The 12,419-nt window shown below is 71.4% G+C and carries 12 protein-coding genes; 10 read left to right on the top strand and 2 right to left on the bottom strand.

The genetic code is table 11. The annotated features are described in order from the left end of the window. Positions 1-36 precede the first annotated feature (36 nt). From argC to IMZ11_RS36410, 9 genes are all read left to right on the top strand, one after another. Positions 37-1,059 (top strand): N-acetyl-gamma-glutamyl-phosphate reductase, encoded by a 1,023-nt coding sequence (argC, locus tag IMZ11_RS36450; protein WP_228647051.1) that lies wholly within the window; start codon positions 37-39, stop codon positions 1,057-1,059. A gap of 79 nt (positions 1,060-1,138) precedes the next feature. Next, positions 1,139-2,293, top strand: coding sequence for a bifunctional glutamate N-acetyltransferase/amino-acid acetyltransferase ArgJ (gene argJ, locus IMZ11_RS36445; RefSeq protein ID WP_228647049.1), 1,155 nt, complete (start codon positions 1,139-1,141; stop codon positions 2,291-2,293). Further along, positions 2,290-3,246: an acetylglutamate kinase gene (gene argB / locus IMZ11_RS36440; RefSeq protein WP_061257244.1), complete on the top strand. Its 957-nt coding sequence runs from the start codon at positions 2,290-2,292 to the stop codon at positions 3,244-3,246. Before argJ ends, argB begins: the two co-directional genes overlap by 4 nt. Positions 3,247-3,314: 68 nt before the next feature. Next, positions 3,315-4,460: an acetylornithine transaminase gene (locus IMZ11_RS36435; protein WP_255707620.1), complete on the top strand. Its 1,146-nt coding sequence runs from the start codon at positions 3,315-3,317 to the stop codon at positions 4,458-4,460. After that, positions 4,453-5,499, top strand: coding sequence for an ornithine carbamoyltransferase (argF, locus tag IMZ11_RS36430; RefSeq protein WP_228647044.1), 1,047 nt, complete (start codon positions 4,453-4,455; stop codon positions 5,497-5,499). Before IMZ11_RS36435 ends, argF begins: the two co-directional genes overlap by 8 nt. Next, on the top strand, positions 5,496-6,002 hold the full coding sequence (locus IMZ11_RS36425) for an arginine repressor (RefSeq protein WP_061257245.1): 507 nt from the start codon (positions 5,496-5,498) through the stop codon (positions 6,000-6,002). The genes argF and IMZ11_RS36425 overlap by 4 nt, the downstream gene beginning before the upstream one ends. Before the next feature lie 160 nt (positions 6,003-6,162). After that, positions 6,163-7,362, top strand: a complete 1,200-nt coding sequence (locus tag IMZ11_RS36420) for an argininosuccinate synthase (RefSeq protein ID WP_228647042.1) — start codon at positions 6,163-6,165, stop codon at positions 7,360-7,362. 62 nt (positions 7,363-7,424) lie between these two features. Next, positions 7,425-8,864, top strand: a complete 1,440-nt coding sequence (gene argH, locus IMZ11_RS36415; RefSeq protein WP_228647040.1) for an argininosuccinate lyase — start codon at positions 7,425-7,427, stop codon at positions 8,862-8,864. Further along, positions 8,846-9,862, top strand: a complete 1,017-nt coding sequence (locus tag IMZ11_RS36410; protein ID WP_228647038.1) for a DNA-3-methyladenine glycosylase — start codon at positions 8,846-8,848, stop codon at positions 9,860-9,862. The genes argH and IMZ11_RS36410 overlap by 19 nt, the downstream gene beginning before the upstream one ends. Before the next feature lie 30 nt (positions 9,863-9,892). Here the strand turns inward: IMZ11_RS36410 and IMZ11_RS36405 are convergent, their stop codons facing one another. Beyond that, on the bottom strand, positions 9,893-10,279 hold the full coding sequence (locus tag IMZ11_RS36405) for an arsenate reductase family protein (protein WP_228647036.1): 387 nt from the start codon (positions 10,277-10,279) through the stop codon (positions 9,893-9,895). A 243-nt stretch (positions 10,280-10,522) separates the two neighbouring features. Between IMZ11_RS36405 and tyrS the strand changes: the two genes are divergently transcribed. After that, positions 10,523-11,788, top strand: a complete 1,266-nt coding sequence (gene tyrS, locus IMZ11_RS36400) for a tyrosine--tRNA ligase (RefSeq protein WP_061257249.1) — start codon at positions 10,523-10,525, stop codon at positions 11,786-11,788. Between the two features lie 311 nt (positions 11,789-12,099). Here tyrS and IMZ11_RS36395 read toward each other — a convergent pair. Beyond that, positions 12,100-12,419: hypothetical protein (locus tag IMZ11_RS36395; protein ID WP_228647034.1), on the bottom strand; the 320-nt coding region annotated here is incomplete at its 5' end.

The raw sequence follows: 12,419 nt of genomic DNA, 5'->3' as shown, positions 1-12,419 counted from the left end.
GAATGAGCATATTTGCATGAACATGCAGGGGGACCGATGAGGGCGGCGATCGCGGGAGCGAGCGGTTACGCGGGAGGCGAGCTGCTCCGGCTGCTGCTCGGTCACCCGTCCTTCGAGATCGGCGCGCTGACCGCCGGATCCAGCGCGGGGACGCGCCTCGGCGAGCACCAGCCCCACCTCCCCGCCCTGGCGGACCGCGTCATCCAGGACACCACCGCCGAGGCGCTGGCCGGTCATGACGTCGTGTTCCTCGCGCTCCCGCACGGCCAGTCCGCCGCCATCGCCGCCCAGCTCGGCGAGGGCACGGTCGTGGTCGACTGCGGCGCCGACTTCCGGCTGGAGAGCGCCGAGGACTGGACCCACTTCTACGGAGGCACGCACGCGGGCACCTGGCCGTACGGCCTGCCCGAACTGCCCGGCCAGCGCGAGGTGCTGCGCGGGGCCCGCAGGATCGCGGTCCCCGGCTGCTACCCCACCTCGGTGACGCTGGCCCTGTTCCCGGCCTTCGCCGCCGGACTCGTCGAGCCCGACGTGGTCGTGGTCGCCGCCAGCGGCACCTCGGGCGCGGGCAGGGCGCCCAAGTCCCACCTTCTCGGCAGCGAGGTCATCGGTTCCGTCAGCGCGTACGGCGTGGGCGGCGTCCACCGGCACACCCCCGAGATGGAGCAGAACCTGGCGAAGGTCGCGGGAGGGCCCGTCCGGGTCTCCTTCACCCCGACGCTCGCCCCGATGAGCCGCGGCATCCTGGCCACCTGTACGGCACCGGCCGCCCCCGGCCTCACCGCCGCCGCGCTCCGGGAGGCGTACGAGACGGCGGTGAAGGACGAGCCGTTCCTCCACCTGCTGCCCGAGGGGACCTGGCCGGCGACCGCGATGACGGCCGGAGCCAACACCGCCGTCCTGCAGGTCGCCCTCGACGAGCGCGCCGGGCGGGTCGTCGCCGTCGCCGCCATCGACAACCTCACCAAGGGCACGGCGGGCGGCGCCGTCCAGAGCGTCAACCTGGCCCTCGGCCTTCCCGAGGAGCTCGGCCTCCCCCTGAACGGGCTCGCCCCGTGATCCGGCGACGGCACGACCAGCGAACCGATCCACACATGACATGCGAGTGCGGCCCCGCGCCGCGAGGCGAGGAGGGTGTATGAGCGTCACGGCTCCACTCGGGTTCCGGGCGGCGGGCGTCGTCGCGGGCATCAAGGCGAGCGGCGCGCGCGACCTCGCGCTCGTCGTCAACGACGGGCCGTCGCGCGCGGCCGCGGGCGTCTTCACCGCCAACAGGGTCAAGGCCGCGCCGGTGTTGTGGTCGGCGCAGGTGCTGGCCGGCGGCCGGGTCAAGGCGGTGATCCTCAACTCCGGTGGCGCCAACGCCTGCACCGGACCGCTCGGTTTCCAGGACACGCACGCCACGGCCGAGAAGGTCGCCGGGGCGCTGGAGGACTCGGCGGGTGAGATCGCCGTCTGCTCGACCGGGCTGATCGGCGAGCGGCTCCCGATGGACGCGCTGCTCGGCGGGGTCGACACGGCCGTGTCCCAGCTCTCGCGGGACGGCGGCCTGGCCGCCGCCGACGCGATCAGGACCACCGACTCGGTCAGCAAGATCGCCTTCCGCAGGGGCGAGGGCGGTTACATGGTGGGCGGCATGGCCAAGGGAGCGGGCATGCTCGCGCCGTCGCTGGCCACCATGCTGTGCGTCATCACCACCGACGCCGAGGTCACCTCGGAGGAACTGGACGCGGTGCTGCGCAAGGCGACCGCCGTCACCTTCGACCGGCTGGACGCCGACGGCTGCATGTCCACCAACGACACCGTGCTGCTGCTGGCCAGTGGCGCGTCCGGTGTACGGCCCGACCTCGCCGAGTTCGAGAAGGTCGTCACCACGGTCTGCGCCGACCTCACCCGGCAGCTCCTGGTCGACGCCGAGGGCGCGTCCAAGGCGATCGCGATCGAGGTCGTGGGCGCGGCCGGCGTCGAGGACGCCGTGACGGTCGGCCGGGCGGTGGCCAGGAACAACCTGCTCAAGTGCGCGATCCACGGCGAGGACCCCAACTGGGGCCGGGTGCTGTCCGCGGTCGGCACGACCGACGCCGTCTTCGACGCCGACCGGCTCAACGTGGCCATCAACGGCATCTGGATCTGCCGCGGCGGCGCGGTGGGCGACGACAGGTCCAAGGTCGACCTGCGCCCCCGCGACGTGACGATCACGATCGACCTGTCCGCGGGGCCGCATTCGGCGACGATCCACACCACCGACCTCACCGCGGCCTACGTCCACGAGAACTCGGCGTACTCGTCATGACGCCCCGGCTGAACGGCGCGCTCGACAAGGCGCACACGCTCATCGAGGCGCTGCCCTGGATGGCGCGGTTCCACGGCGCGACCGTCGTCATCAAGTACGGCGGCAACGCGATGACCGAGGAGCACCTGCGCGAGAAGTTCGCCGACGACGTGGTCTTCCTCAGGTACGCCGGGCTCAGGCCGGTGATCGTGCACGGCGGAGGCCCGCAGATCCAGCGGCACCTCGACCTGCTGGGGATCGAGAGCCACTTCGTCTCGGGCCTGCGGGTGACCACGCCCGAGGCCATGCAGGTGGTCCGGATGGTCCTGGTCGGCCAGGTCAACCGCGACGTGGTCGGCCTGATCAACCGGCACGGACCGTTCGCGGTCGGCATGTCGGGCGAGGACGCCCACCTGTTCACCGCGGAGCGCAAGCACGCCGTCGTGGACGGGGTCGCCGTCGACATCGGCCAGGTCGGCGAGATCGTCGGGGTCGAGGCGGGAGCCGTACAGGCCCTGCTGGACGACGGGCGGATCCCCGTGGTGTCGTCGATCGCGCGCGGCGAGGACGGCGAGATCTACAACGTCAACGCCGACACCGCCGCCGCCGCGCTCGCGGTCGCGCTGGGCGCGTCCAAGCTGGTCGTGCTCACCGACGTCGAGGGTCTGTACGCCGACTGGCCGAACAGCGGCGAGGTCGTCAGCAGGATCGCCGCGTCCGAGCTGGCCGAGCTGCTGCCGTCGCTGTCGAGCGGCATGGTCCCGAAGATGGAGGCGTGCCTGACGGCGGTGCGGGGCGGCGTCCCGCAGGCGCACGTGCTCGACGGCCGGGTTCCGCACTCCGTGCTGCTGGAGATCTTCACGGACGAGGGCATCGGCACCATGGTCCTGCCCGACTCCACCCCCGCCCAGCCCGTGTCCGCACTGGTGGGGCGGCGCATGCAGGTCACCATTCCGATCAAGGGGGACGCGTGAGCGAGGCGACGAATCCGGACCGGACCCCGGCCGGAGAGGCGCTCAGGAAGCGCTTCGAGGCGGCGTTCATGCCGAACTACGGCGTGCCGCCGATCGCGCTGGCGCGCGGTGAGGGCAGCGCCGTGTGGGACGTCGACGGCAGGCGCTATCTCGACTTCATCGGCGGCATCGCGGTCAGCTCCCTGGGGCATGCGCACCCGGCGCTGGTCGAGGCGGTGTCCCGGCAGGTGGCGACGCTGGCGCACACCTCGAACCTGTTCCTGCACGAGCCCGAGGTCCTGCTCGCCGAGCGGCTGGGCGGCCTGCTGGGCGCGCCCACCAGGGTCTTTCTGGCCAATTCGGGCACTGAGGCCAACGAGGCGGCGCTCAAGCTGGCCATCAAGTACGGCAAGGCCAACGGCCGAAGCTACTTCGTCGCGGCGGAGATGGGCTTCCACGGCCGCACGCTCGGCGCTCTGTCGCTGACCGGCAAGCCGTCGATCCGCGACCAGTTCGGCCCGTTCCCGATCGACGTCAGGTTCGTCCCGTACGGCGACGCCGACGCGCTGAAGACCGCGGTGACCGGCGACTGCGCGGCGGTCTTCCTTGAGCCGACCCAGGGCGAGGCCGGCGTCGTGCCGCCGCCCGACGGATACCTCAGGGCCGCCAGGGAGATCTGCTCTGCGACGGGCGCGCTGCTGGTGGCCGACGAGATCCAGTCGGCGATCGGCAGGACCGGTCACTGGTTCGCGCACCAGGCGGACGGCGTGCTCCCCGACCTGCTGACCCTGGCCAAGGGCCTCGGCGGTGGCATGCCGATCGGCGCCTGCGTGGGCATCGGCGCGGCCGGCACGATCTTCGACAAGGGCGACCACGGCTCCACGTTCGGCGGCAACCCCGTCTCGTGCGCCGCGGCCCTCGCCGTACTGGACACCATCGACCGCGAGGACCTGCTGACGCACGTCAGGGCCGTCGGGCAGGAACTGCGGGACGGGATCGCCGCGATCAGGCACCCGCTGCTCAAGGGCGTGCGCGGCCGCGGCCTGTGGCTGGCCGCCGTGCTCACCGCGGACCGGTCGGCGCAGGTCCAGGCGGCGGCGCAGGAGGCCGGCTTCCTGGTCAACGCGCTGCAGCCCGACGCCGTACGGCTCGCGCCCCCGCTCGTCGTCACATCGACCGAGGTGCGGTCCTTCGTGGACGCGCTTCCCGGCATCCTGGAGGCCGCCAATGACTAGTCACGGACCTGCCGAGGACGCGCGGGTGGGGCAGGGCGCGGACCCGGCGCGAGTCGGGCAGGGCGCGGACCCGGCGCGGGTCAGGCACTTCCTGCGGGACGACGACCTGACGCCCGAGGAGCAGGCGCAGGTGCTCGACCTGGCCGACGCGATGAAGAAGGACCGCTACGGCTACCGGCCCTTCGAGGGGCCGCGCACGGTGGCGGTGCTGTTCGACAAGCCGTCCACCCGTACCCGGGTGTCGTTCGCGGTCGGCGTCGGCGAGCTCGGCGGCCTGCCGCTGGTCATCGACGGCGGCTCGTCCCAGATGGGGCGGGGCGAACCGATCGAGGACACCGCCCGCGTCCTGGAGCGCCAGGTGGGGGCCATCGTGTGGCGGACGTCCGGGCAGGAGCGTGTCGACGCGATGGCGTCGGCGTCGTCCGTCCCGGTGGTCAACGCGCTGACGGACGAGTTCCACCCGTGCCAGATCCTGGCGGACCTGCAGACGATCCGCGAGCACAAGGGCATGCTCAAGGGGCTCACCCTGGCGTACCTGGGCGACGGGGCGAACAACATGGCCCACTCCTACCTCCTGGGTGGCGCGACGGCCGGGATGCACGTACGGATCGGGGCACCGGCCGGCTACCTGCCGGACGCGGTGATCCTCGACCGGGCGGCCGAGATCGCCGCCACCACGGGCGGGTCGGTCGCGGCGATCACCGACCCGGCGGCGGCGGTCGCCGGGGCGCACGTACTCGCCACGGACACCTGGGTGTCGATGGGCCAGGAGGGCAAGGACGAACGCGTGGCGGCGTTCGCGCCGTACCAGCTCGGGGCGGACCTGCTCGCTCAGGCGGCTCCGGACGCGATCGTGCTGCACTGCCTGCCCGCCTACCGGGGGCTGGAGATCACCGCCGAGGTGCTCGACGGCCCGCAGAGTGTCGTCTGGGACCAGGCCGAGAACCGGTTGCACGCCCAGAAGGCGCTCCTGCACTGGCTGGTGACGCGCAGCGGGCAGGCTGCGGGGGAAGGCTCGTCGGAGTTGGGGGCGTCGTGACCATCCCCCTCACCAAGGCGGCGCGGCACGCCAGGATCGTCGACCTGCTCACCAGGAACAAGATCCGGTCCCAGCCCGAGCTGTCCCGGCTGCTGGCCGAGGGCGGCGTCGAGGTGACCCAGGGGACGCTCTCGCGCGACCTGGACGAGCTGGGCGCGCTGAAGCTCCGGGCCGACGATGGGACACTGGTATACGCGGTGCCCGGTGAGGGAGGCGGCCGGATCCCGCTTTACCGGACGGGCATGGGGGAGAACCCCTACGCCAGGCTTCGCGGGATCGCCGAGGAGCTCCTGGTGTCGGCGGAGGCGTCGGCCAACCTGGTCATCCTGCGCACTCCGCCGGGTGCGGCGCAGTTCCTGGCCTCGGCCATCGACCACGCCGACTGGGAGTCGATCCTCGGCACGGTCGCGGGCGACGACACGATCCTGGTGATCAGCCGCGACCCTCTGGGGGGAGACGCTCTGGCGGCCGCCCTGCTCAAACTGGCCGACCGCCGCGGGTGACGCCGCCGCGACCGCGCACGGCCCGCACAGCGGTCCGTAGAGCGGCCCGCACGGCGCGGCAGGGTCGGGCGACGCTCCGCCCGCGATCATGAAGAGAAGCGCCGGTAGGCGTTGTGACCTGTGAAAACATTAATCGTGACCACGCAATTGGAGAAAGATCATGAGTGACAGGGTCGTACTCGCCTTCTCGGGCGGCCTCGACACCTCCGTGGCCATCCCGTTCCTCGCCGACAAGACCGGCGCCGAGGTCATCGCCGTCGCGGTCGACGTCGGCCAGGGCGGCGAGAACATGGAGGTCATCCGGAAGCGCGCGCTCGACTGCGGCGCGGTCGAGGCTGTCGTCGTCGACGCCCGCGAGGAGTTCGCGCGGGACTTCTGCGTCCCCGCGCTCCAGGCGAACGCGCTCTACATGGACCGCTACCCGCTGGTCAGCGCCCTCTCCCGGCCGCTGATCGTCAAGCACCTGGCCGCGGCGGCCAAGGAGTTCGGCGGCACCCACGTCTCGCACGGCTGCACGGGCAAGGGCAACGACCAGGTGCGGTTCGAGGCCGGCCTCGCCGCGCTGAACCCGGAGCTCAAGGTCATCGCCCCGGCGCGTGACTACGCCTGGACCCGCGACAAGGCCATCGCCTTCGCCGAGGAGAAGGGCCTGCCGATCGACGTCAGCAAGAAGTCGCCCTACTCCATCGACCAGAACCTCTGGGGCCGCGCCGTCGAGACCGGCTTCCTCGAGGACATCTGGAACGCGCCCATCGAGGACGTGTACGACTACACCGCCGACCCGACCGTGCCGCGTGAGGCCGACGAGGTCGTCATCACCTTCGTCAAGGGTGTTCCCGTGGCCCTCGACGGCCGGGCGCTGTCACCGTTCGAGATCATCGCCGAGCTGAACCGGCGCGCGGGCGCGCAGGGCGTCGGCCGGCTGGACATGGTGGAGGACCGGCTCGTCGGCATCAAGTCCCGCGAGGTCTACGAGGCCCCCGGCGCCGTCGCGCTGATCACCGCGCACATGGAGCTGGAGAACGTCACCGTCGAGCGCGACCTCGCCCGGTTCAAGCGCTCGGTCGACCAGCGGTGGGGCGAGCTCGTCTACGACGGCCTGTGGTTCTCGCCGCTCAAGAACGCCCTCGACGCGTTCATCGCCGACGCCCAGCAGCACGTGTCCGGTGACATCCGGCTCGTCCTGCACGGCGGCCGCGCCGTCGTCACCGGCCGGCGCTCCGACGCCTCGCTGTACGACTTCTCGCTGGCCACCTACGACACCGGCGACGCCTTCGACCAGTCGCTGGCCAAGGGCTTCGTCCAGCTCTGGTCGCTGCCCAGCAAGATCGCGGCTGCCCGCGACGCCCGCCAGGGCTAGAGGGTTCGCCGTGCGCCCCGGCTCTGGTGCGGAGCCGGGGCGCACGTCGGTTAAGGTCGCGGATGAAACTCGGAGGGAGAACGACGGTGGCGGACAACAAGCCGATGCGGCTGTGGGGCGGCAGGTTCGAGGGAGGGCCGGCGGACGCGCTCACCCGCCTGTCGGTGAGCGTGCAGTTCGACTGGCGGCTCGCGCCGTACGACCTGCTGGCCTCGCGCGCGCACGCCCGGGTGCTGCACCGTGCCGGCTTGCTGACGGAGGAGGAGCTCGAGCGCATGCTCGGCGCCCTCGACGATCTGGAGCGGGCCTGCAAGGCGGGCGAGTTCCGGCCGACGGTCGCCGACGAGGACGTGCACACCGCCCTTGAGCGCGGGCTGCTCGAGCGGCTCGGCACGCTCGGAGGGAAGCTGCGGGCCGGCCGCAGCCGCAACGACCAGGTGGCCACCGACCTGCGGCTCTACCTGCGCGACCACGTCCGCACGATCGTCTCGCGCCTGGTCGAGCTGGAGACCGCGCTGATGAGCCAGGCCGAGGAGCACGCCTCGACCGCCGCTCCCGGAATGACCCACCTGCAGCACGCCCAGCCGGTGTCGTTCGGCCATCAGTTGCTCGCCCACGTGCACCCGCTGACGCGGGACATCGACCGGCTGCGCGACTGGGACCGGCGCGCCGCGATCTCCCCGCTCGGCTCCGGCGCCCTCGCCGGGTCCTCCCTGCCGCTCGACCCGACGGCGGTCGCGGCCGAGCTGGGCTTCGACGCCGCCGCGCCCAACTCGATGGACGCGGTGGCCGACCGAGACTTCGCCGCCGAGTTCCTGTTCTGCGCGGCGATGATCGGCGTGCACCTGTCCCGCCTGGGCGAGGAGATCGTCCTGTGGGCCTCGCAGGAGTTCCGCTGGATCGAGATGGACGACGCCTACTCCACCGGCTCGTCGATCATGCCGCAGAAGAAGAACCCCGACGTCGCCGAGCTGGCCAGGGGCAAGAGCGGCCGGCTGATCGGCGCTCTCATGACCATGCTGACGACGCTCAAGGGCCTGCCGCTCACCTACAACCGTGACCTGCAGGAGGACAAGGAGCCGGTGTTCGACGCGGTCGACACGCTGCTCCTGGTCCTGCCCGCGGTGTCGGGTCTGGTGTCCACCATGCGGGTCAACACGGCCAAGCTCGAGTCGAGCGCCCCCGACGGGTTCGCGCTGGCGACGGACCTGGCGGAGCTGCTGGTCCGCAAGGGCGTGGCCTTCCGTGACGCGCACGAGGCCGTCGGCCACCTGGTCGTCTGGTGCCAGGTCAACGACAAGGACCTCGGCGAGCTCACCGACGACGAGCTGGCCAAGGTCTCGCCGCACTTCACGCCGGATGTCAGGGACGTGCTGAACGTGGCCGGCGCCCTCGCGGCCCGCAAGGCCCACGGCGGCACCGCTCCCGACCGGGTCATGGACCAGCTCGTCGCCCTGCGCGAGGCCGTCGACGTCCAGGCGGCGTGGGCGAGCGGAAGCTGACCATGCCCTCCGGCCCGGTTCCGCGGGAGACCGGTTCCCGCACGCCGGCTTCCGGGCTCTCCATGCCCGGGGGTGCCACGCGTGACGGCGTGGCACCCGACGGCGCGGCACCTGACGGCGTGGCACCTGACAGCGCCGTGCCGCCGGGCCCGGTCCTCCACGGGCGGCACTCCGCGCCGGGCGACGCCCGCGAGATCGTCCTGCCCGGCGATCTCGCACCGGGCGCGGGGACGGCGCTGCTCCGTGAGTTCTTCGACCGGCCCTCCCACCTGGTCGCACCGGACCTGCTCGGCCGGGTGATCGTGCACGGCCCCGTGGCCGTACGGCTCACCGAGGTCGAGGCGTACGGCGGGCCGGGCAAGGACCCGGCCTCGCACACCTATCGCGGGCAGACGCTCCGCAACGCCGTGATGTTCGGCCATCCCGGCCACCTGTACGTCTATTTCACGTACGGCATGCACTTCTGCGCCAATCTCGTCTGCCTGCCGGAGGGCAGCGGTTCGGCCGTGCTCCTGCGGGCCGGCGAGGTGATCGCGGGGGCCGACTCCGCCCGTTCCCGCCGCCTTTCGACCGGCGCGTCCCGCTCCCGTTCGTCGGTTTCCGAGGTTTCGGCCGCTTCCGCTGTCTCCGATTCCTCCGGCGCGGACGGGGCCGATGTGGGCAGGGCCGAGGCGGGCGAGATCCGTACCCGGTCCGGCGGACGTCGGAGCATCCCCGACCGGGACCTGGCCAGGGGTCCGGCCCGGCTGGCCGTCTCCCTCGACCTGGAACGGCGGCACAACGGACTCGACTGCTGCGCCGACGGGCCGATCCGGGTCCTCTCCGGCGTCCCCGTCGATCCGGCGCTCATCAGGACGGGGCCCCGCACGGGTGTCTCCGCCGGAGCGGAGACACCCTGGCGATTCTGGATCGACGGCGATCCCACGGTCTCGCCCTACCGTCCCCACGTACCGCGCCGGCGTGGCCGGACCGAGGGACCCCAGCCCGACGTGCGCTGATCGGCGGCGACGTTCAGGAGGGCTCGACGTTCAGGAGGGCTCGCCGGCCGGGTTCTCGGCCCGGGGCAGAACCGATCGGACCGATTCGGGGGACCGGCCGACGACCGCCGTCCCGTCGTCCGCGGTGATGATCGGCCGCTGGATCAGCACCGGATGGGCGGCCATCGCCTCGACCCACCGGCCGCGGTTCCGCTCGTCGCACGGCCACGAGGCCATGCCGAGCTCCGCCGCCACGGGCTCACCGACGCGGGCGACGTCCCAGGGCTCCAGGCCGAGGCGCCGGAGCACCTCCTCGAGTTCCCGTACGGTCGGCGGCTCCTCCAGATAGTGGCGGATCGTGTACTGAGCGCCCTCCTCGTCCAGCAGGGACAACGCGGAGCGGCACTTGGAGCAGGCCGGGTTGATCCAGATTTCCATGACGCCATTCTTCCGGCGACGCCCCGCCATGGTCGCGGAACCCGGCGATGGCTCGCCACCTCCGGGTGCCTGGGACACCCCGGGCAGGAAGCCGGTCGGCGCCCCGTCCCCGTGAGGCTCAGGAGCACGTCACCTCCTGGGTCGCCAGGACCGGCCACGTATCGAGTGGCGATAGGGTTTTGTGATCAGGCAGGCTTGTACGGGGGCGAAAGCCGTACATCCATCGAACCGAAAGCCAGGATCGTGACCGACATCCTCGATGAGCTCGAATGGCGCGATGTCATCGCGCAGACCACCGATGCCGACGCGCTGCGCAAGGCACTGGCCGAGGGTCCGATCACGGTCTATGCGGGCTTCGACCCGACCGCGCCGTCCATCCATGTCGGAAACCTCGCGACCCTGCTGATCCTCACCCGGTTCCAGCGGGCGGGGCATCGGCCGATCGCGCTGGTCGGCGGCGCCACAGGGCTCATCGGTGACCCCAGCGGCCGCAGCACCGAGCGCTCACTGAACTCCTCGGAGATCGTCGCCGACTGGGTGAGCCGCATCCGCGGCCAGGTGGAGAACTTCCTCTCGTTCGACGAGGGGCCGACGTCCGCGACGATGGTCAGCAACCTCGACTGGACGGCGAAGCTGTCCGCGATCGACTTCCTGCGCGACGTCGGAAAGCACTTCCCGGTGAACCGCATGCTGGCCCGAGAGTCCGTGTCCGCGCGGCTCGGCGGTGAGGGGCTCAGCTACACCGAGTTCAGCTACCAGATCCTCCAGGCCAACGACTACCTGGAGCTCTACCGCCGGCACGGGTGCACGCTCCAGCTCGGCGGCAGCGACCAGTGGGGCAACATCACGGCGGGGGTGGACCTGATCCGCCGCGTCGAGAGCGCCCACGTCCACGCGCTCACCGGCAAGCTGATCACCAAGGCCGACGGCACGAAGTTCGGCAAGACCGCCGGAGGCGCCGTCTGGCTCGATCCGGCGCTCACCTCGCCGTACGCGTTCTACCAGTACTGGCTGAACGCCGACGACCGGGACATCGTGCGGTTCCTGAAGGTCTTCACCTTCCGGACCCGCGAGGAGATCGCCGAGCTGGAGAAGGACGTCGCCGAGCGTCCGGCCGCGCGTGCCGGGCAACGAGCGCTCGCCGAGGACCTGACGACCATGGTCCACGGCGAGGCCGAGCTCGCGAGGGTGATCGCCGCGTCGCGCGCCCTGTTCGGTCAGGGATCGCTGGAGGAGCTCGACGCCAGGACCCTCGACTCCGCGCTGGCCGAGGTGCCCAAGGCGACGGTTCCCGCGCTCGGGATGACGTATGTCGACCTGCTCGCCGAGAGCGGCCTGGTCGAGTCGAAGTCGGCCGCCCGGCGTGCCGTCAAGGAGGGCGGGGCGTACCTCAACAACGTGAAGATCACGGATGAGGAGTACACGCCGGCCCAGGAGGACCTGCTGCACGGCCGGTTCCTCGTGCTCCGCCGCGGCAAGCGCACCGTCGGCGGCGTCGAGGTCGCCTGACCTCGTCTCGGTTCCATCTCATTTCGTACGGCACGGCTTCACGGGTCTCGGCCCGAGGCCGTGCCGTACGGCGTTTGCGGGCCGGGCGCGACCGGCAGGACGCGAGCCGCACGCGGGCGATGACGGCCGTCTGACGGGTCAAAAATGGCTGTGACGGTGGTAACAGTCTGGTGGCGAAGCCGCCCCGCATCGTCCGATCAATGCTCTGACCTGCGGTTTCGCCGAAATCGGACGGATTTGACGATAGGCCGGGTGTTGCCTAATGTTCTCAACGCCCCGAGAGACCGGGACGCCGCGAGGCGGACGGGTCTTCACGGGCCAGCCACTTCCGACACGCCATATGGGTCCGGCTCTCGAGCCGCATCCGGCCGGTTCGTAACGTGTCCAGATCTCAGCCCGCCAGGCTGGTTGGACAAGGAGCGGACGGTGAGGTAGTCTGGAACGGTTGCCCCGGAGACGGGGATCGGATCCCACGGTGGGCTCCAGCCGATGATCGGCTGGAACTCTCGGGATGAGAACAAAACGAGATCAATGCCCCTGAGGAGCCGGCCGTCATGGCCGGTCGTGATGGTGGTCGCGTCCGTTTCTTGAGAACTCAACAGTGTGCTAAAAGCCAGTGCATGATGCACAA

Source organism: Microtetraspora sp. AC03309, from assembly GCF_020826795.1.
GTDB classification, from domain to species: domain Bacteria; phylum Actinomycetota; class Actinomycetes; order Streptosporangiales; family Streptosporangiaceae; genus Microtetraspora; species Microtetraspora glauca.
The sequence above is the reverse complement of the archived record's forward strand: the minus strand, read 5'-3'. Positions and strand labels throughout refer to the sequence as shown.

Bases quoted from the DNA above. Each gene is read 5' to 3' on its own strand.
- argC (WP_228647051.1), top strand. From the start codon at position 37: ATGAGGGCGGCGATCGCGGGAGCGAGCGGTTACGCGGGAGGCGAGCTG.
- argJ (WP_228647049.1), top strand. From the start codon at position 1,139: ATGAGCGTCACGGCTCCACTCGGGTTCCGGGCGGCGGGCGTCGTCGCG.
- argB (WP_061257244.1), top strand. From the start codon at position 2,290: ATGACGCCCCGGCTGAACGGCGCGCTCGACAAGGCGCACACGCTCATC.
- IMZ11_RS36435 (WP_255707620.1), top strand. From the start codon at position 3,315: ATGCCGAACTACGGCGTGCCGCCGATCGCGCTGGCGCGCGGTGAGGGC.
- argF (WP_228647044.1), top strand. From the start codon at position 4,453: ATGACTAGTCACGGACCTGCCGAGGACGCGCGGGTGGGGCAGGGCGCG.
- IMZ11_RS36420 (WP_228647042.1), top strand. From the start codon at position 6,163: ATGAGTGACAGGGTCGTACTCGCCTTCTCGGGCGGCCTCGACACCTCC.
- argH (WP_228647040.1), top strand. From the start codon at position 7,425: ATGAAACTCGGAGGGAGAACGACGGTGGCGGACAACAAGCCGATGCGG.
- IMZ11_RS36405 (WP_228647036.1), bottom strand. From the start codon at position 10,279: ATGGAAATCTGGATCAACCCGGCCTGCTCCAAGTGCCGCTCCGCGTTG.